We start from the raw sequence: 19428 nt of genomic DNA, 5'->3' as shown, positions 1-19428 counted from the left end.
AGATGTAGGGTTTGTTGCAGGTTAAATCAAGACTAAATCAGGAATTATTCATCTTCTGCAGAGGTCGCGAAGTCTTCATTGACATTAAGAATCAAAAAGAGCGCCGAAGCGCTCTTGATTTAAAACTTAATCCGCAGATGATTTTGCATTGGATTTTTTCTTTTTCGGTTTAGATTTTTTCTTCACTTTATCTTTAGCCTTCGCTTCAGATTTGCTTGCAGATTTTTTAGCAGGCTTTTTACCGAATGAACTGGGCTTAGATTTTGACTTTTTGCGTCGTATGGGCTGTTCTCCATCTTCAGCAACGTTGGTTTTACGTTCTGAAAAGACTTCTTCTTTGGCTGTAGGTTTTGCAACACGAGGGGCACGTGCGCGAATAGCGCGACCTGCATGGCTCAATTGTTGAATCAATTCAAAGTCAATTTTGCGCTCTTCTAGGTTTACACCAGCGACTTTAATTTTCACTTCATCGCCTAGACTGAAAACTTGACCGCGAGATTGACCAATTAAGCTCTGACTTGGTTGGTCATAGACAAAGAAGTCATCACCCAATTGGCTGACGTGGATCATGCCATCAACATATAAGTCTTTGAGCGTTACAAACAGGCCAAATTCAGCAGTCGCACTGATAGTGCCGACAAACTCTTCACCCAATTGTTGCTGCATGTAATGGCACTTCAACCATGTAGTGACAGAACGTGATGCTTCATCTGCACGGCGCTCGGTCGCAGAGAAGTGTTCACCTGCATCATCCAGCGAAGCACCAGAAATTGGGTAAGGCTTTTTCTTCAATTGTGCTTTGATGGCACGGTGAAGTAACAAGTCTGGATAACGACGGATTGGAGATGTGAAATGCGTATACGCTTCATAAGCCAAGCCAAAGTGACCTGCATTGTTCGCGCCATAATAAGCTTGCATCATTGAACGGAGTAAAACGGCATGAATACTTGGAGCATCAATACGGTCTTTGGTGGCATCAATCACGGCTTGATAGTCAGCTTGAGTCGGCTGTTCAGGGAATGGCAGCCCCAATAATTTCACAAAATCACGAACCTTTTGAATGCGTGAAAACTCAGGTGGCTCATGCACACGGTACAGCATTGGAATTTCATTTTTTAATGCATATTCTGCCGCTGCGACGTTTGCCAACAACATGCATTCTTCAATCAGTTTGTGTGCATCATTACGGCTGCGCGGTAGGATTTCGTTAATACCGCCTAGCTCATCAAAGGTCATATAAGTTTCAACGGTTTCAAATTCCATCGCGTGGCGTTCAGCACGTAAGCCTTTCAACACTTGATACAATTGGAATAAGGTATTGACCGATTTACGTACATCACGGTCTTCAGGAATGGCTTGACTATTACCCTCAAAATATTCGGCCACTTGAGTATAGGTCAAACGAGCTTTTGAATGCATTACACCCGGATAGAACTCAAACTTAGTGACACGACCCGCGCGAGATAAGTTTAAATCACAGACCATACATAAACGGTCTACGTGTGGGTTCAAAGAACATAAACCATTCGACAGCGCTTCAGGCAACATCGGCAATACAAAATGAGGGAAGTACACCGATGTACCGCGCTCTTGAGCTTCGTCATCGAGCGGTTTACCCGGACGTACATAATGGCTGACATCGGCAATTGCTACCACAACGCGATAACCACCACCCGGACGTTTTTCCGCATACACGGCATCATCGAAGTCACGGGCATCTTCACCATCAATGGTGACAAGCGCTAAATCACGTAAGTCGACACGATCTTCACGATCTTGTTCTGATGGCTCTTTAAAGCTGTTGGCTTCTTGTTGTACCGCTTCAGGGAATTCGTAAGGTAAACCAAATTCTAAAATGGTTTGTGGAATAATAATTTCAGTGTCTGCTTTATCTGCCATCGACTGAACAATATGACCTGTCGCAAATTCTTCTTTGGTTGGGTAGCTGTCAATCGCAATACGCACAGAGTCGCCGAGTTTGACTTTGGCATGCTCGATTAATTCTTTTTCTAAAGTAATCGGTTGGTGTGCATTGGGATTTGCCGGTTGAATAAAATATTCACCTTCATATTCAGACACTTTACCAATAATTTCTTTGACACGATGCTGTAGAACTTCAGTAATAAAGCCCCATGCCTTGCCTTTACGGTCTACCGATGTTTGGCGGACTTTAACACGGTCACCATTAAACACCTGACGCAACTCACGTTCAGGAAGTAAAAGGTCATCTTCACCGCTAATATTGGCTGTGCCTAAACCTTTTGAGTTGATATAAACCGTTGCTTCATGAGTCGGTTGCTCAGCTGCAAGCTGGAACTTAAATCCATCTTTCATCAACTGACCATCTCGAACCATCGCAATCAGACGATGACTCAGTGCATCAATACTTTTTTGATCGGCAATTTCAAAATGTTCTACAAGATCGGCATGCGACATTGCAGTTTTCAGTTGTTCAATCGTCTCTTGAATCAGAGTACGGCTTGGAATTGGATTGTCATAACGTTCGGCTTCAGCTTTTGCTTCAGGGTCGACCCAGTTTTTCATATGTATTTGGCTTCAAATCAGAAGATTAGGATTAGCATAAGTCATGCAAGCAGATACTGCACGCAATTGATTGCAATAAAGTGTTTTATGCCGATATTTTATAATGTTTAAAGCTGAAAAGTAGGGGACAGCAGTGCGTGCTGAACTAATTTTGCACTAATTTTTTGAAAATCGTTTAAAAAATATCTAATTGAGTAAAAAAATGAAAAAAATATAACGACTGTGCTTGCAGTCGTATCATGATCTTTGTATTATGGCGGCACGTTACGGTGAGATGGGTGAGTGGCTGAAACCACATCCCTGCTAAGGATGCATACGGGCAACTGTATCGAGGGTTCGAATCCCTCTCTCACCGCCACGATTTACTTATGTCGCGCTCATAGCTCAGCTGGATAGAGCACTTGGCTACGAACTAAGGGGTCGGGAGTTCGAATCTCTCTGAGCGCACCAATAAGTAAATCTGAAAACGTAGTCTTTTAAGACGACACAAGTTACGCGCTCATAGCTCAGCTGGATAGAGCACTTGGCTACGAACTAAGGGGTCGGGAGTTCGAATCTCTCTGAGCGCACCAACTTGAACAAATTACCGCACATGTTGCGGTTTTTTTGTGCTTGTAATTTATCGCTTTGATGCAGCCTGTCTTTTGTCTTTTGTCTTTTGTCTTTTGTCTTTTGTCTTTTGTCTTTTGTCTTTTGTCTTTTGCTTGGATTGTATAAAGCGTTCTATTTCATAAGACGACCCGTCAGTAAATTTGATTTTGCTTTCTTTGGTAGATAAACCCTTATTTCAGATGTTCATGGTGATGCAATTTTTTTAAAGCTAAGTTAAAGAAAAGTTGGGTGGGTTAAAGCCGTGATTCAATGAAGGGAAGATTTGCTATCTATCTTGAGCATTTATACGTGAGTACAGCTAACTATAGATTCCAAACTTGTGATGCAAAAGCCTTTAAAAAAGTAAATCTGGCTGATTTTTAGCGTGTTTAAAGGGTAATTGTTTATTTGCTGTGCGTTTGGTTAAATTTATATGAAAAAGCTCTTAACAAAAAATAAAAATCACGTATAATGAGCCTCATCAAGACGTCGCGCTCATAGCTCAGCTGGATAGAGCACTTGGCTACGAACTAAGGGGTCGGGAGTTCGAATCTCTCTGAGCGCACCAACTTGATCAAGATTGAAAAAACCGCACATGTTGCGGTTTTTTTGTGTCTGAAATATAGCTAAAACCAATAAATTCAGCTCATCACTCAAGGTTCTAACTTAACTTCTGTTTAACTTTGAGTGCAAAGACCGTATTGCCCCCTAAAGCCGGTAACATGTCGTGATACGGCATACTGCGCATAGCACGAAGTAAAAAAGGTGCTTTATCATCAATCTTCACCGCACTGGTCAATTGTAATAACGACCCTTGTTGTAAGGGGCGAATATGCATTGCACCTCGGACAAACTTTAAGTCCCCACCTGTCGCGGTGTATTGATTTTGCAGTAAGTCTGGATAGTTAAAACGCATTTTAAAATCAAAGGGAATATTGATCACACCTAAACCCACCGAAATTTTATAGTCGGCATCCATCAGGTGTGGATTAATTTTCTGTACTTGCATATGTTTGACTTGTCTTGGAAATAAGTGCTTGAACGAAGACACATTAATCCAACGCTGTAAGCTCGAAGGCTCTTGTGCATAATATTGAAAACTGGTGCTAAAGCGCATCAATTCATAATTTTGCCCAAAGGGAACGCGTTGCGCTGTCAAAATAAAGGACACAGGTTCTTTTGAGCTTTGACTTAATTGGGTGACTTTGTCGAGTTGAGAGGCATTTAATTTGAGTTCAGGTAATTGATTTGCAGCGAGAGTTTCGCTGCTAAAGGCTTTAAATCGGCGCTGTAATGATTCGAGTAAAAAACCATTGGTTCCCGCAGGAATCCCTAATTTGGCATCGGGTAAGGCATTTAATATTTTGCTAAACAAAAAACCTTTGGGCTGATTTAAATCGCCCCATTGGGTCACACTAATCAAGGTGTGTTGAGCATCGATCTCAAACCATTCAATTTTCCCTGCACCAAAGGGCACCGGTGCTTGTAGAACCAGACTATTAATGCTGTTGTGATCAATTTGGTGCTGCATCACCACGGTTTCTTTAAAGTTTAAAACCGGAATAGGTGTCGGGATATGGATGCGGTATTCAACTTGGCTGGTTGAACCTTGCTGTTGCAAAACCTCAGCAGATTTTAGCGTGGGAAATAAGCCAGCATAGTTTGGATAATTACTGAGTAATCTGGACACATTTTTGCTGTTGGTTGGGACAACCACGGCGGCACTTTGAAATTTACCAACGACTTTTTGGCCTCCTTTCATCGTGGGCAGACTAATCTGCTGTGAGGGATGTGCAAAAATCACGATGTGATCACCGGCAAGATTTGCCAAGGCTTTGGCATTGCCATTAAACAAGTCCAAACTACTAGGAATCTGGGGTTGCCATTGAACGAATTTGGCCCAACTGGTCGATATGCTCAGTCCACTCAGAAACACTAGCATCATGATTATTTTTGTTATCTGCATGTCACATCCTGCGTATGCAATCTTTTATTTGTTGCTGTTTTTAACGTATTTCTAGGTGTAAGGGAAGTAGTCAAGTGTTACAACCGACCATTAAAAAGCATGAAGCAAGTTTGAATTGTGGTGTAGTATTTAGCGCAATTCATTTTTAAATATTCATACGCTTATGTCTGAAAATCTACCTGCATTATCGCTGCGCTATTTTTTAAATCTAGAAGAATCACAGGATGGTTTTGCACTAGCAACTTTTGGCAAAAAGCAATTTACGCGTTTTTTAACGCCAACGATTAGCCTTGGGATTATCATCTGGGGTTTTTATTTGGGTGTAGATGGTGTCGGTGCCTACTATGTTGGGCTGGGTGCTTTCTTTTTACTTCTTCAAGGCATCATGCGTTATTGGTTTTTACCGATGATGTTTAAACGTCAGTTTGTAAAATACCAATTGGGCAAAAGTGAACAAGGTATTGATTTATTTCAAGACTATGCAGAAATTCATGCCAATGGGCGTAAGAATGTCTTTCATTATGCTGAAGTAGCAAATTTTGCTGAAGGCAAATTGACCTATATGCTTGAGCTGAAAAATAAAACCGTGATTATTGTGCCGAAAAGTGCATTTAAAGATACTGCGGACCAAGCGATTTTTAGCAATACTTTTCAGCACTAAGACAATCTATTCATAACAAAAGAGGGAGTAGTATGCAGTCACGTCCATCTAAAATTGTTTGTGTCGGTCGTAGTTATGCAGATCATGCCAAAGAATTAGGCAATGCAATTCCTGACCGTCCTGTGCTTTTTATGAAGCCGCCAAGTGCATTAACCGCATTAGAGCAAGGCATCTCATGGAATCCTGCATGGGGCAGTTGCCACTATGAATGCGAACTAAGTTTACGTATTGATCGTCCTTTATCGGCTGAAACTGATCCACGCAAAGCCTTAGAAGCAGTCGGAGCTGTGACTTTGGGGCTAGACCTGACCATGCGTGATCTACAAGATGACTTAAAGAAAAAAGGTCAGCCGTGGGAACGTGCCAAAGCTTATGATGGTTCTTGCATCCTTGCAGATTGGGTCGATGTCCAAGAGGTGGTTCAAGATTGGAAAGATGTGCATTATACCTTGCATGTCAATGATGAACTGCGTCAGAACGGTGATACTGCATTGCTGATTTTTGATGTGGGTACATTACTGACCGATATTAGCCAAGTGTTTAGTCTTGAAGCGGGTGATGTGGTCATGACAGGTACGCCTGCGGGTGTCGCGGCACTACAGTCAGGTGAGCAGTTGAAAATGACCCTAAAAGGAAAAAATCAGGATTATATCTGGACAACCTTTGTCAAATAAACTGTGAACGAAATACAAAAAAGGCTGCTTAATGCAGCCTTTTTTGATTGATCTATTCAGTGCTACTTGATGGCGGTGGCTCATTTGGTTGTAAAGGACCAGTGTCTTTCCATGTTTCATAGGTGTCGGCCATATGCTGTGAGTCGGTGTCTCCCAATGCACCTGCTTTGGCATACCATTGTCGCGCTTTTTCACCATGTCGAATATCATAATGATAATAATGTGCCATTTTCATCGCCGCGTCAGCATCTTGCCCTTGTTCTGCGGCATAGCTTAAATATTCAGCTGCTTTGTCGGGTGTTGACGAAGGATGTTCAGAAAAATAATGTTGATTTCCCAAGACTTTGATCGCTTCGACATTCTTTTGTTTGGCTGCTTTTTCATACCAAATTTGCGCTTGGTGCTTGTCTTGAATTAAGCCTTTTCCAGTGTCGTACATCCAACCAACGGTATATTCAGCAGCAGGATCTTGGGTGTTTTTTGCAAGGTCTAGCACCCAGTGTGCAAGGAAAATATTGCCATCTTGCTGCATCTTTCGAATCACTTGCTCTGCATGTGGGTTGCCTTGATAGGCTTGAGTCATCAACCATGCGAATGCGTCCGTAGTACCTTGATCCGCAGCAGCTTTGTACCAATGTACACTTTGTTCGATATTTTGTTCTGTGCCCGTTCCACTGAGGTATAAATCACCCACTTTCATTTGCGCAGTCGCATCACCACTTTGAGCTATTTTGAGTGCAGATTTAAATTCACGCTGTTCTTTGGAACTACAAGCCGTTAAAAATACGGCAGATAAACACAGCGCTAAAATTGTTTTTTTATTCATTCGAAATGGAGTCATTATCATTCTTCGTGGATTTTTTGATCTTAGCGGATTGTTGAATCACTTTATAGAGATCCTTGCGGCTAAATTTAAACAAATTTAGGGCTTTAAAGCAGATTTTCTAAACTGATCTGGGGTGCAAAGCATCCATTTCTTAAACATATTAATAAACGCCGAGGCATTGGCATAACCAAGTTCTAAAGCAATATTTTCGACGGTTTGACCTGCGTTGAGCATCGACATGGCTTTCATAACTTTGAGACGTTGTCGCCATTCATGCAGGGACATCCCAAGTTCTTTTTGACAATAACGCGCCAGAGTACGTTCTGTCATGTTTATCTGCTGTGCCAATTGCTCAAGCGCGCTCTGATCTGCAGGATGTTGATGTAAATAATCAAGCAGTTGTTTGAGGGCAGGGTGTTCCGAATGCGGTAAATAGCTACTGACCAATTTGGCTTGATGCAGTTGATCTAAGATCACATGGAGTAAGCGTTGATATTCGGCCGTATTTTCCATGAGGTCGGCTTGTTGATGCAACAGACGCAAATGGCTGAAGATAGCGGTGACTAAGGGGGAACTGAGTAAAATCCCCGGTTGTTTCGGCAAGTGGGTACATAGTGATTCATGTACATATAAGGTTCCATGTGAAACCGCAGTACGATTTAAACCACTGTGTTCTAAGTGTGGGGGAAGCCAAATGCCATAAGGTGGAGGGGTAATATAGTCTATCTGGTTGATGTTCACTTCCATTACGCCATTAAAGGCATAGACAAATTCACCCCAAGCATGCCCGTGGACGGGATAAACAGACAGTGCAGGATCGTCACGAAAACTGATCCACAGTGCTGCTTGAATTTCATCGTTGGTGGGAAGTTGTTGCAACTGCGTATGATCTGCACGAGCTTTATGACGCATGAGAAATTTTGCCTGAATAAGAAGATCACTTGTCTATTTTGAAGTATATATTTTATTTCTGACAGTTCTATAGTGTTGCTTGTCGTATTGTCGAGTAAATAGTGTGGAACAGCGTAAGGCGCTAGATGCAAAAGCTTCTGGCCTGATGATTATTTTGTGCATGATTTTAGGGATTCAGCAGGTCATCTTGAAATTGGCCGCGGTTGATATTGCGCCGATCATGCAAATTGCCATTCGATCGGGTTTGGCTGCGCTGTTGGTCTTTCCACTGATTCGTCTCAAGCCGGGAACACATTTATATACACGCGAATACTTGCTGCCGGGTATTTGGTTGGCGTTTTTATTTTCAGCCGAATTTATTTTAGTGGCAGAATCCCTGCGCTATACCTCTGCATCACATACCGTTGTCTTGCTCTATACCGCACCGATATTCGTGGCACTAGGTTTACATTGGAATTTGCCTGAAGAAAAGCTTACAGCGATCCAATGGGTCGGTATTTTTATTGCCTTTTCAGGTATTGTTCTATCGTTTATGGGACGTGAAAGTAGTACTACAGTCAACACTCAAGCCCTGTTGGGTGATGCGATGGCATTACTTGCTGGGGTGATGTGGGCCTTGACCACCATTTCATTAAGACTCACCAAACTCTCTGATGCACCTCCGACTCAGACCTTGTTTTATCAGTTGGTTGGTGGTTGTGTATTTTTATTACCCGTGGCGTGGCTGACAGGACAAATGACTGTACATTGGACGGTGTTGTCCATCAGCAGTATGATTTTTCATGTGCTCATTATTTCATTTTTTAGCCTGATGCTTTGGTTTTGGCTGTTAAGTAAATATCTGGCCAATGGTCTGGGCGTTTTTTCATTCCTTACCCCAATCTTTGGACTGGTCTTTGGCGTATTGATCTTAAACGAAACGATTGAACTGAACTTTATCTTGGGGACGGCCTTAGTAATGGTTGGGGTGATGACGGTAACCTTGCATCGATGGTTAGCTAAATTGATAGGACGTCAGTGTACAGCGATCTAAGAACATGTATAAATAAAAAAAGGAGAGCTACGGCTCTCCTTTTTTTATTTACGCTTATTTTTCTTCAAAAATAGTCGCAAGTGGAATCGAGAGTTTGGCCGCGAGATAATCATCCGATTCGACCAGTTGCGGCCCAATTTTTTCCATCCAAACATCATCTGGATCGACGCGACCTAGGTCTTGGCGTTTAGGGAGCGGATAGGGCAGCTTACTGTAAAAGCTCCAGAAATCCACTTGGGTCAAATTACGAACCAAAACATAATGATCATCGTCAGTACGTTTAATCAGGTGCTGCTTTTCAAATAATAAAATATAGCTCGGCAGGCGACCGATTTCATCACGCCCTAAAACCTCAAGCGCTTCTTTTTCTGTCACGCTCTGACCGAGTTTTTGCTTTTTATAAAATAATTCAAGCAAATCCATCAACATAATCACAGGATGACGTTTTTGATCTTTGCCAGAATTAAAGGCGGTCAGTGCATAACTAATTTCTACCCCAATCAGCACGATATTCCATGAAAGGAATATCCAAAGTAGGAAAATTGGCACCGCAGCGAAAGCACCGTAAACGATTTGATAACTGGTGAAATTTGACATGACAAAACCAAAGAGGTTTTTGAGTAATTCAAATACTACGGCACTAAAGACACCCGCGATCAGCGCCGCCTTGATCGGCACACTACGGTTGGGAATCGTCCAATACAGAATGAAAAAACCTAAAATGGTCAATGAAAAGGACAAGATCCACAGCAGAAAAGCCCCATCCAGTTCATAGCCGGCAAAATTATTGCTGAGGACATTCATAGAGGCCAAGGTGGATGACACAACAAATGCGCTACCCAGTAAGATTGGGCCTAATGAGATAATAGTCCAATAGCGCATAAAGCCAATAATGCCGCCACGTGTCTCACGCACCCGCCAAATTCGGTTAAATACCGTTTCAATACTGGTCAGCATCATGACTGTGGTAATGAATAAAAACAGCACGCCAATCACGGTCAAGTTACTGGATTTATCGGTGAAGGCATTCAGTGCTTTATCGAAAGCAATCGTCGTTTTCGGTAGGAAATTACTATAAATCAATTGTTGAAGCTGTTGACGAGCAGGCTCTAAGGCGTTGATCGATGAGATGATGACCAAAAATACGGTCAACATGGGTACCACTGCAAACAAGGTGGTATAGGTCAATGATCCTGCTTGTTCACGGCAGCGATCGGCTTCAAAACGTCGAATGACAAATAAAACAAACTGAAACCATTTCTTGTCGTAAAAGGGAAGTTTTTTTAAAAATGCTTCGATCATGCTTTCAAGTCTCGAGTTATTTTAGTCATGTTTATGCAATTTTCATCACTTAGCTTAACCAAAAAATAGGAAAAATACCGTATAGTTTTCTTTTTTCATTGAATTTATAAAAATGACGCAAGCTTATGTACTGGTGCTGTATTACAGCAAATATGGTTCAACACGTGAGATGGCACATTTGATTGCCAATGGAATTGAAGCTTCTGGGATGGCGGTAAAAATACGAACCGTTCCAAATTTATCCACCATAGTGACTGACGTGCAGCCCAGTATTCCTGCCGAAGGCGATATTTACTGTAGCTTAGATGACTTAGCGCATTGTTCAGGTTTAGCCCTTGGTTCACCGACACGTTTTGGTAATATGGCGTCGGAAATGAAATATTTCTGGGATCAAACCACAGCGCTTTGGCTCAATGGCGCATTGCATGGCAAACCTGCTTGTGTGTTTACCAGTTCAGGTTCAATGCATGGCGGACAGGAAAGTACTTTGCTGACTATGCTGCCGCCTTTGTTCCATCATGGAATGATGGTTATGGGTTTAACTAATGCCCATCCTGCATTATCGAATACCAAAACCGGTGGTACGCCCTATGGTGCAAGCCATGTCAGTGGTCCACGTCATGACCAGTCATTGAGTCAAGATGAGCGAAACTTATGTGAAGAGCAGGGTAAACGCCTAGGCGAAGTGGCCAAAAAGTTGATTTGAAACGTGCTTGATAAAGGCAATAAAGCAAACTTTGTAGCGAACGAGCAAGAAAAGGCTTAAATATTGCACTTTTCTTGCTTTTTTTACGTGTGACTTTTCTTTATTTATGACGTTGTATTGCCGCCAAAATATAAAAATAAATCTGTCGAACTATTCTTAAAATACCAAAAATAAGTGATATCAATAATATATTGAAAGTTTTTAAATACAGCCTGCTCAGTGATGGCCTTGAGTCGATTATTACTGTCTCTTTGGGCGCGTTATTTTTATTTTTTTGATTACATGATTTGTATTTAAATTTCTTCTTTGAGGTGTCTGATGTCTATTATTAATTTTCGAATGACTTTCCTATGTTCCGCATTGGCTGCATCCCCCTTGTGTACGGCAATGCCAGTTTTATACAGTATGGATTTCCCGCAAGAGAAAAAAGCCGAAGAAAAAGAATTTTTGGCGAAACAAGATCAAGTTAAGGTGGACTCAAAATCTTTAACTGATGTTTCAAAATAATTGATTCGCCATGGTTTTCGAATAGAATTTCAATCGACTAGAAATACATATTAGAAAAACAATAACCTATAAAAAAAGAGCGCTGAAACGCTCTTTTTTTATATCCAAATTAGTCTTGATCCGAAGTCTTTGCAGCGTCTTCAGGCTGTTGCTCAACTTCAAAGCGCTGTTTGCAATCTAAACATTGGTAGTCGAGAAAAATATTTTGATCGACGATCACGCCGGCTTTTTTACCAAAACGGTGTCCGAGAAAACCGCCTGTGATACCGACGCTAATTGCACCAACAAAAGTCCCGATGGTTCCGCCCATAATCACGCCAAGTGGGCCAGCAGTCACGCCACCAATCGCAGCACCAATAGATGCGCCAGATGCCGCACCACCGACAGTCCCTGCAGCAGTTCCTGCACCACTGAGTAAGACCCCACCAATTTTTTGTAAGTTTTGTTCATGGTTACGCTTTTCAATATGGGTTGATCCACATTTTGGACATTTAACTGTCGATTCCATGTTTTGATCTTCTGTATTCATAACTTTCCATAGCCTTAAAAAATAAAGTGGCCGAATTTATGGTGCAGCATAATGTAATTTGACAGATGAGTAGTTGACCCATTCGATCAAATGCAACGATTTTCCTGAATTTTATCGAGTTTTGCACACAGATGTTTTGTCAGCTTGTAACTAAGGTGTCAAAAAGTGCGCTTTATGTCACCTTAATGGCAAATTTTTAGCAAAAAAAAAGAACACCTGATGTGTTCTTTTTTTCTTTTGAACGCAAACTAGTCACGAACAAATTCAACTGTACCATTCGCCAGCGATTTCACACGTGCCAATGATTCAACGCGATAACCTTTTTCAAGCAAAATATCACGACCAGGTTGGAATGATTTTTCAATCACGATACCGATACCCAATACTTCAGCACTTGCTTGATGAATAAGATCTGCAAGACCTAAAGCCGCTTGACCATTGGCCAAGAAGTCATCAATCACTAAAACTTTATCTTCAGCATTGATGTGCTTTTTAGAAATCGCGATAGTGCTTTCAGTTTGTTTGGTAAAAGAAAACACTTTTGAGCGATACAAATCATCTTTTAAGGTCAAAGATTGATATTTACGTGCAAAAATCACAGGAACACCAAGTTCAAGACCAGCCATTACTGCAGGTGCAATACCTGATGCTTCAATCGTAATGATTTTTGTGATGCCAGCATCTTTAAAAAGACGGGCAAATTCTTGACCAATTTGTTGCATCATCACAGGGTCAATTTGGTGGTTCAGGAAAGAATCGACTTTCAGAACTTCTTCAGAGAGAACGATACCTTCAGCTAAGATTTTCTGTTCCAGAGCGTGCACGGGAGAATCCTCGAGGGGCAGGTGCTTTTTAAAGCAAAAGCGTATTTTAAAAAGCACCGTGAAAAATGCAAGCGAAATTGATCAAATCAATTAATTTGTTGCACCTTTATAGCCCGTTAACAATAAACCGTAAGAGGTTTTATTGTCTTGGTGGGAAACTTTGACAGGTAGATAATCTAGTTTTGGCGCTAACCAGAAAGTCGTTTGACGGCCTGGTTTGTCATGACGCATCACGACTTTCACGGTGTCAAAAGTTCCATAAGTGGTTTTCACTTTTTCAGTGCCTTGTTTCACGAACTTACGAGCTTCAACCTCTTTGGCATCGGCAATGTAGTAATTCGATTTCAAACCACCATTTTTTAAATCTTCACGAATTTGCAATTCAGCATTGAGTTCATCTAACACACCTGATTTCCACGCAAATGAACGCGCTTTATCATCTTTTTTGGTATTAATGGTTTTTGCGCCAGCATTAAAATTAATATTCATGGTGTTGTTGTGCACCAAAATTTTGCTGCTGCGGCTAAAGCTGTTCGAGTGAATTTGGCTGCCATTTAAACTAAAACGACTGGTTTCAGTTGCAGAGGCCATCGCACCAGCTTTTGCTGCGAAAACATAAGTCCAGTTATTCCCAGATTGTTTTAGAGTACGTGTTGCAGAACCCAAGTTTTTGCCGTTGTAGTTAAATTGGTAGTTGGCTTGGAATGGACTCATGGCAAATGACTGACTTGAGAAACCAGTCAAAAGCAGTGTAGTCGATACCCCAGCAACAAGACCTAAATTTTTCAAAACTGAATGTGCCATAAGTATGGTTTTCCTATTCAATAGAAGTGTGGTGGGCTAAACCACCTGATATATTTATTATGCGGCTGGATTGTGGAGAATCTCGTCGCAAATCCGTGCCTAATGTATATGTTGTGTAGCGTTTTATAGGCTCAAGATATCTAAGTACAGGATAAGTCTAGCTTTCCTTTTGCTTAATTGGCGTGACTTCATCGTCTTTTAAATTTGAGTCATCCCAGTCTTCTATCCGTTCTTGCGACATCTTGGTGAACAATGCGGTTAAATTAACATTACCTATCACCACCAATTCGGCCTCACGTAAAACAGCATGGTTGACATGGACTTTGCCCAATGTGTCGATAATCGATCGACTTTTACCGAGCCAGCGATTCAGGTCTAAATACAGTAAATCATCTTTAACTTTGATCACATTGAGCTTTTCCAAAATCATACCCAATGGATCTTGGTTGAGTACTTTTTGATAGAACCATAACGCCATGCGCACGCCCATCTTATACAGAACATTTGGATACTTCGCTTCAATCACTTGTGTATCACTAATTTGTTCAAATACGATCAATTGGGTTTGTTTGTTGAGTTCCATCTGTACCAGTTTTAAATCAACAGAGAGTGTTATGATCAGCCCGTTATAATCCAATGTGGCATACAGTCGAAGCCAATCATCATGCAGGTCAGCATGCAAGTCTTTGAGCATTTTCACATTATCGGTCACAAAGCGCTGAAATGTCGCATTTAAAAACACTTGAGACATTGGGAATTCACGCTCATCTTCAATAAATCCTTCAGCTTTTTGGTACACTTGGCGTATACGTTTAGCGATATTGGAAACTAGCGTTTGCATAAGAAGTGCATCCTGACAAATTATGTTTTTTGACGATGTTTATCTTGTCGATTTCTATAAAAACACAAGGTTTTGATCTTGCAGTTTAGCAAAATAAATTGCACCATTTTCATGATTTTAATTGTGCATTATCGATGTGTTGATGGATTTCTCGTTTTCATCAAAAAATGAGTACGAGTTTTATTTTATACTGTTTTAAGCAGTTTGGGGAATGCGGCAAATTGTCGGTTTAATGTGATGCTGAAAAAAATAACGTTCATGCCCTTGATGAAAGAGTGGTGGAAAGATCCCATATTTGCAACTGCATTAGTGTTTGCTGCTGTGTTGCATTTGGCTTTTTTAACCATGCAATTTTCCATGCCCCAAGAGGCGGATTATAACACCAAAGAAATTGCAGTTTCTTTACGTTCTACGACGGAAAAAATTGAACATGCAGACTTTTTAGCACAAGCCGATCAGCAGGGCTCGGGGACATTCCGTGAGTCGCATCGTATGTCGAGTGACATGCCTGCACCGATGATTGAACAAAAAGCCGGTGAGCAAAAAAGTGAAGCTTTAGAACAACTGCAACAAAAGAAAGAGCTGAGCTTTGAAGACAAAGTGTTGATGACAACCTTGAGTTGGCAAAAACAAGCTGAAGAAAACAGTCGTAAAAAAGCCGTTGAGGAGTTGAATAGTCAGTTTCAGGCCAAGGCTGCGATGGTGGCGAGTATCGAAGCTCAATATTTACAACGTCAGCAAAACTTTAGCCGTCAGCAAAAAATTAAAACCATTGATGGTATTCAAGCCAAGCAAGATGTTTCTGCTGCTTACATGGAAAAATTTCGCGAAAAAGTCGAATTTTACGGTAACCGTTATTATCCTGAAGCAGCAAAACAGCAGCAGCTCCGCGGTGAAGTACGCTTAATGGTTATTTTGAACAGTAATGGCGGGATTCGTGCCATTCGTTTGATCGAAAGTTCAGGTTCAAACTTATTGGACGAAGCTGCAAAAACCTCTGTACGTAAGGCGGCACCTTTTGGTTTGTTTGATGCCAAAATGAAAGACATCTCAGAACTTCGTATTGTGCGTACTTGGCGCTTTGATCCTGCAGAAGCAGAGTTTGAGGTGCGTTAATCAGTTGTGATAGCGTCGCAAAACTTTGCAGATTTCGACGCTAAAACTCGCATACCATTGGTTTTTCCCCAATTGCTGCGCGACCAGATGTTGTGCATCTTGTTGCCAAGCTCGAATGTCTTCTAATGTATTCCAGTAGGAAAGGGCGATTTCATGCTCACCCTCTGTCAGCGCTTCAAAATGTTGACAGTTAAAGTGTGTCAAGGCTTTGTCTCTAAGCTGCTGTGCAGTCGAAAAATACAGCTCATCAAGCGTACGAATGAGTGCTTTAAAAATCACGACATATTGCATATCTTTCCTTCCTTGGTTTTTATGACGATAAAAAAAGCGAGCCGTAGCTCGCTTTTTGGGTTCTTAATCTCTTTCCAGATAAGGGTTATCAAAACCCAATTTGGCTAAAATCTCGATTTCCAACGCTTCCATTTCTTCAGCATCTTCATCAGAGGTTTCATGGTCATAGCCCATGAGGTGCAACGTACCGTGTACCAGCATATGCGTAAAGTGGGTCAGGGGTGCTTTGCTTTGTTCTTGTGCTTCTCGAAGAACTACAGGAATACAAATCACCAAGTCGCCAATCGGAAATGAGTCTAAAACTGCCGCCATTTCATCCGGGAGATCGCTCGGAAAAGACAACACATTGGTCGGTTTGTCTTTACCACGATATTCCAAGTTCAATTTGTGGCTTTCGTCATTGTCCACACATGCAATACCGATCTCACAATCACTTTGTGTATCGATATGACGTAAAGCCGTTTCCACGACTTTTTTGATATGCGCACGTTTCACCACCAATTCAGGTGACTGAAAATTTTGCTGCAAAGAGAGATTAAGTTTCAAAATGAATCCTTAAATGTTTTCGTCTTGATGCTGCCCATCAGCTTTAGCATCATTGTCCGCCACCAAGGCTTCCTGACGTGCTTTACGTTCCGCACGTTGTTCAGCTGTGAGGTGATGTTGTTCGCTGTCCCATCCCTCATAGGCTTCAACAATTTTTTGAACCAATTGATGACGTACCACGTCACGAGAGTGGAAGCGAGTAATATGAATTTCTTTAATTTTTTCAATCACACGTAAGGCATGTGCCAAACCAGATTGTTGACCACGAGGTAAATCGACCTGTGTAATGTCGCCCGTGATCACCGCTCGAGAACCAAAGCCTAAACGGGTGAGGAACATTTTCATCTGTTCAGGGGTAGTGTTCTGTGCTTCATCTAAAATCACAAAAGAATGATTTAAGGTACGACCACGCATGTAGGCGAGTGGTGCAACTTCAATCACTTGACGTTCAATCAGTTTTGCGACTTTTTCAAAACCCAGCATTTCATACAAAGCGTCGTAGAGAGGACGTAAGTAAGGGTCAATTTTTTGGCTCAAATCACCGGGTAAAAAACCCAGTTTTTCACCTGCTTCAACCGCAGGGCGAACCAATAAAATACGCTGAATTTCATTACGTTCTAGCATATCTACAGCAGCGGCGACCGCGAGATAAGTTTTACCTGTACCCGCTGGGCCGATACCAAATGAAATATCGCTTTGTAAAATACGCTGTACATAGCGTTTTTGATTGGCACCACGTGGATTGATCCGACCTTTACGGGTTTGTAGATAAACATTGTCTAAACCGGTATGCTCATTTTCAGAAAAATCTTCCTGAATTTCGCGGTCAGTCTGACTGCCTTGAATCATCATGTGTAAAATGTCCGCACTAATCTGTAGATTGGTTTCGGACTCTTCATAAAGACGGTGAAGGAGACTTTCGGCTCTCTCTACCGCATCGATTTCCCCATCAATAAAAAAAGCATCTGCACGATGAGAAATTTTGACATCTAAACGTTGTTCAATTTGTTTGAGATGACCGTTATAGGCACCGAGCATGCTTTGTAAACGGTCAAGTGGAATACCAGCAAAAGTTACAGTACGTCGAATCGCTGCAGTCAAGAGAATTCCTTTAAATTGGTCTGACGATTAAGCTTACATTACGCCACGTCAGGCTCAAGATTCAAGAGTTCACCGTAAACAAACTTCAAAGTTTTAATATCTGTCACTTCAATCTCTGCAAAACGCCCAACCCATGCAGGATCACCGATAAAGCTAACCAAACGTGTATTGTCTGCAGTACCAATCAGCAAGTTCGGATCTTTGTCTGAAACAGACTCAATCAAGACACGTTGAATGGTCCCAAGCATTGCATCAGTTTTATCGATACTGGATTGTTTAATCCATTGTTGAACTTTTGCAAGACGTTCTTTTTTCACATCTTCAGGGGTTGTGTCTTCAAGTTCTGAGGCAGGAGTACCCGGACGTTTTGAGTAGATGAAACTGTATGAATGATCGAAGTCCATATCTTGGATAAATTGATAAGTTTCTTCGAAGTTTTCGTCAGTCTCACCCGGGAAGCCAATAATAAAGTCGCTAGATAAATGCATATCAGGGCGAACTTGACGTAATTTAGCAATTTTATCGATATATACATCAATCGTGTGGTTACGTTTCATGGCTTGTAGAACGTCATTCGAACCACTTTGAACCGGTAGATGCAAGTGAGAAACCATTTGCGGTAAGTCACGGTAGCATTGAATCAAGTCATCGTTAAATTCAAGCGGGTGCGATGTGGTGTAACGAATACGACCAATCCCTGGAATCTCAGCAACTAAACGTAATAAGTCTGCAAAGGTACAGATTTCCCCTTCAAAAGTTTCACCACGGTAGCCATTCACGTTTTGGCCGAGTAATGAAATTTCACGTACGCCTTTTTCAGCTAAAGTGGCAATTTCAGCCAATACATCATCCAGTGGACGTGATACTTCTTCTCCACGTGTGTAAGGAACCACACAGAAAGAACAGTATTTTGAGCAGCCTTCCATAATCGAGACAAAGGCTTTAAACCCTTCTACACGCGGTTCAGGTAAAAAGTCGAATTTTTCAATGTCAGGGAATGAAATATCCACCAACTGAATTTTTTCTTTTTTTGGTTTGACCACTTGCTCAGTATGTTGATCAAGCATTTGCGGTAAACGGTGTAAGGTTTGTGGACCAAACACCATATCTACATACGGTGCGCGTTTTTGAATGTTGTCACCTTCCTGAGAGGCAACACAGCCACCAACACCAATCACCAAGTCAGGATTTTTTTCTTTCAGCTTGCGCCAGCGGCCTAACTCAGAAAATACTTTTTCTTGTGCTTTTTCACGGATAGAGCAGGTATTCATCAGGAGAATATCCGCTTCTTTTGGATCGGTTGTCAGCACATAGCCGTGAGAATCACCTAAAAGGTCGCCCATACGTTGACTGTCATACTCATTCATCTGACACCCTTGCGTTTCGATGTACAGTTTTTTCACTGTTCCATCTTGAGCTGGGGTGTGCTGTGGCTGGGTAACAGTGTTATCTGGGGCAGCTTGGGCACTATTGGGGATGAAGGTTTGAACCGTCATGTAGGCTCCTAAAGGAATTTTATGAAAATCAATAACCATACGTGGCTGACAGACAATTCAATCAATTGAATTGTGCAGCTGCGGAGGTCAAAAAGGGGATTTTAAGAATGGGCAATATTTTAGCAGTAATTTACTAGAAACTTACAGCCTAAAATGAC

At 41.6% G+C, this 19428-nt stretch carries 19 protein-coding genes and 4 tRNA genes; 10 read left to right on the top strand and 13 right to left on the bottom strand.

Annotation, left to right across the window (positions count from 1 at the left end; genetic code table 11):
• Positions 1 to 126 precede the first annotated feature (126 nt).
• On the bottom strand, positions 127 to 2544 hold the full coding sequence (rnr, locus tag G0029_RS13470; protein ID WP_180106933.1) for a ribonuclease R: 2418 nt from the start codon (positions 2542 to 2544) through the stop codon (positions 127 to 129).
• Between the two features lie 268 nt (positions 2545 to 2812).
• Between rnr and G0029_RS13465 the strand changes: the two genes are divergently transcribed.
• From G0029_RS13465 to G0029_RS13450, 4 genes are all read left to right on the top strand, one after another.
• A tRNA-Ser gene (locus tag G0029_RS13465) sits at positions 2813 to 2902 on the top strand.
• 15 nt (positions 2903 to 2917) lie between these two features.
• Positions 2918 to 2994: transfer RNA gene (locus G0029_RS13460), tRNA-Arg, on the top strand.
• A gap of 45 nt (positions 2995 to 3039) precedes the next feature.
• Positions 3040 to 3116, top strand: a tRNA-Arg gene (locus G0029_RS13455).
• Positions 3117 to 3626: 510 nt separating this feature from the next.
• A tRNA-Arg gene (locus G0029_RS13450) sits at positions 3627 to 3703 on the top strand.
• A 93-nt stretch (positions 3704 to 3796) separates the two neighbouring features.
• Here G0029_RS13450 and G0029_RS13445 read toward each other — a convergent pair.
• Entirely contained in the window at positions 3797 to 5080 is a 1284-nt protein-coding gene (locus tag G0029_RS13445; protein ID WP_227591828.1) for an SRPBCC family protein, read from the bottom strand.
• 184 nt (positions 5081 to 5264) lie between these two features.
• Between G0029_RS13445 and G0029_RS13440 the strand changes: the two genes are divergently transcribed.
• The gene (locus tag G0029_RS13440; protein ID WP_180106936.1) at positions 5265 to 5762 is read left to right on the top strand and encodes a YcxB family protein; all 498 of its coding nucleotides are present in this window, start codon (positions 5265 to 5267) and stop codon (positions 5760 to 5762) included.
• A gap of 32 nt (positions 5763 to 5794) precedes the next feature.
• Positions 5795 to 6436, top strand: a complete 642-nt coding sequence (locus G0029_RS13435; RefSeq protein WP_180106938.1) for a fumarylacetoacetate hydrolase family protein — start codon at positions 5795 to 5797, stop codon at positions 6434 to 6436.
• Between the two features lie 52 nt (positions 6437 to 6488).
• Here the strand turns inward: G0029_RS13435 and G0029_RS13430 are convergent, their stop codons facing one another.
• Both G0029_RS13430 and G0029_RS13425 read right to left on the bottom strand, forming a co-directional pair.
• Positions 6489 to 7262, bottom strand: coding sequence for a tetratricopeptide repeat protein (locus G0029_RS13430; RefSeq protein WP_180106940.1), 774 nt, complete (start codon positions 7260 to 7262; stop codon positions 6489 to 6491).
• 96 nt (positions 7263 to 7358) lie between these two features.
• On the bottom strand, positions 7359 to 8174 hold the full coding sequence (locus tag G0029_RS13425; protein WP_180106942.1) for an AraC family transcriptional regulator: 816 nt from the start codon (positions 8172 to 8174) through the stop codon (positions 7359 to 7361).
• A 103-nt stretch (positions 8175 to 8277) separates the two neighbouring features.
• Here G0029_RS13425 and G0029_RS13420 point away from each other — a divergent pair, with 103 nt between their 5' ends.
• A complete protein-coding gene (locus G0029_RS13420) occupies positions 8278 to 9207 on the top strand; it encodes a DMT family transporter (protein WP_227591827.1) in 930 nt (309 codons plus the stop codon).
• 54 nt (positions 9208 to 9261) lie between these two features.
• Here the strand turns inward: G0029_RS13420 and G0029_RS13415 are convergent, their stop codons facing one another.
• Positions 9262 to 10509, bottom strand: a complete 1248-nt coding sequence (locus G0029_RS13415) for a YihY family inner membrane protein (RefSeq protein ID WP_180049297.1) — start codon at positions 10507 to 10509, stop codon at positions 9262 to 9264.
• A 112-nt stretch (positions 10510 to 10621) separates the two neighbouring features.
• On the opposite strand from G0029_RS13415, the gene wrbA reads away from it, so the two are divergent.
• Positions 10622 to 11215: an NAD(P)H:quinone oxidoreductase gene (wrbA, locus tag G0029_RS13410; RefSeq protein ID WP_180106944.1), complete on the top strand. Its 594-nt coding sequence runs from the start codon at positions 10622 to 10624 to the stop codon at positions 11213 to 11215.
• A gap of 318 nt (positions 11216 to 11533) precedes the next feature.
• The gene (locus G0029_RS13405; protein WP_180106946.1) at positions 11534 to 11722 is read left to right on the top strand and encodes a hypothetical protein; all 189 of its coding nucleotides are present in this window, start codon (positions 11534 to 11536) and stop codon (positions 11720 to 11722) included.
• A gap of 109 nt (positions 11723 to 11831) precedes the next feature.
• Here the strand turns inward: G0029_RS13405 and G0029_RS13400 are convergent, their stop codons facing one another.
• The 4 genes from G0029_RS13400 to G0029_RS13385 all read right to left on the bottom strand — a co-directional run bounded on the left by G0029_RS13400 (position 11832) and on the right by G0029_RS13385 (position 14720).
• Positions 11832 to 12230 carry a hypothetical protein gene (locus G0029_RS13400; protein ID WP_143221668.1) on the bottom strand — a complete coding sequence of 133 codons (399 nt, stop codon included), beginning with the start codon at positions 12228 to 12230 and terminating at the stop codon, positions 11832 to 11834.
• 269 nt (positions 12231 to 12499) lie between these two features.
• Complete coding sequence (locus G0029_RS13395) at positions 12500 to 13075, bottom strand: xanthine phosphoribosyltransferase (protein ID WP_078189246.1); 576 nt, start codon at positions 13073 to 13075, stop codon at positions 12500 to 12502.
• Between the two features lie 90 nt (positions 13076 to 13165).
• Entirely contained in the window at positions 13166 to 13879 is a 714-nt protein-coding gene (locus tag G0029_RS13390) for a DUF3108 domain-containing protein (RefSeq protein WP_078192434.1), read from the bottom strand.
• Between the two features lie 157 nt (positions 13880 to 14036).
• The gene (locus G0029_RS13385; protein ID WP_078192433.1) at positions 14037 to 14720 is read right to left on the bottom strand and encodes a hypothetical protein; all 684 of its coding nucleotides are present in this window, start codon (positions 14718 to 14720) and stop codon (positions 14037 to 14039) included.
• A gap of 258 nt (positions 14721 to 14978) precedes the next feature.
• Here G0029_RS13385 and G0029_RS13380 point away from each other — a divergent pair, with 258 nt between their 5' ends.
• Positions 14979 to 15836, top strand: coding sequence for an energy transducer TonB (locus G0029_RS13380; protein WP_194087884.1), 858 nt, complete (start codon positions 14979 to 14981; stop codon positions 15834 to 15836).
• On the opposite strand, the gene G0029_RS13375 is transcribed toward G0029_RS13380, so the two are convergent.
• The 4 genes from G0029_RS13375 to miaB all read right to left on the bottom strand — a co-directional run bounded on the left by G0029_RS13375 (position 15837) and on the right by miaB (position 19270).
• The gene (locus tag G0029_RS13375; protein ID WP_180106950.1) at positions 15837 to 16127 is read right to left on the bottom strand and encodes an antibiotic biosynthesis monooxygenase family protein; all 291 of its coding nucleotides are present in this window, start codon (positions 16125 to 16127) and stop codon (positions 15837 to 15839) included.
• 63 nt (positions 16128 to 16190) lie between these two features.
• Complete coding sequence (gene ybeY / locus G0029_RS13370) at positions 16191 to 16673, bottom strand: rRNA maturation RNase YbeY (RefSeq protein WP_078192431.1); 483 nt, start codon at positions 16671 to 16673, stop codon at positions 16191 to 16193.
• 9 nt (positions 16674 to 16682) lie between these two features.
• Entirely contained in the window at positions 16683 to 17774 is a 1092-nt protein-coding gene (locus G0029_RS13365; protein ID WP_180106952.1) for a PhoH family protein, read from the bottom strand.
• A gap of 38 nt (positions 17775 to 17812) precedes the next feature.
• Positions 17813 to 19270 (bottom strand): tRNA (N6-isopentenyl adenosine(37)-C2)-methylthiotransferase MiaB, encoded by a 1458-nt coding sequence (gene miaB / locus G0029_RS13360; RefSeq protein ID WP_180106954.1) that lies wholly within the window; start codon positions 19268 to 19270, stop codon positions 17813 to 17815.
• Between the last annotated feature and the right edge of the window lie 158 nt (positions 19271 to 19428).

This window comes from Acinetobacter sp. YH12138 (assembly GCF_015218525.1).
Taxonomy (GTDB): domain Bacteria; phylum Pseudomonadota; class Gammaproteobacteria; order Pseudomonadales; family Moraxellaceae; genus Acinetobacter; species Acinetobacter amyesii.
This window is presented reverse-complemented; position numbering and strand designations above follow the sequence as displayed.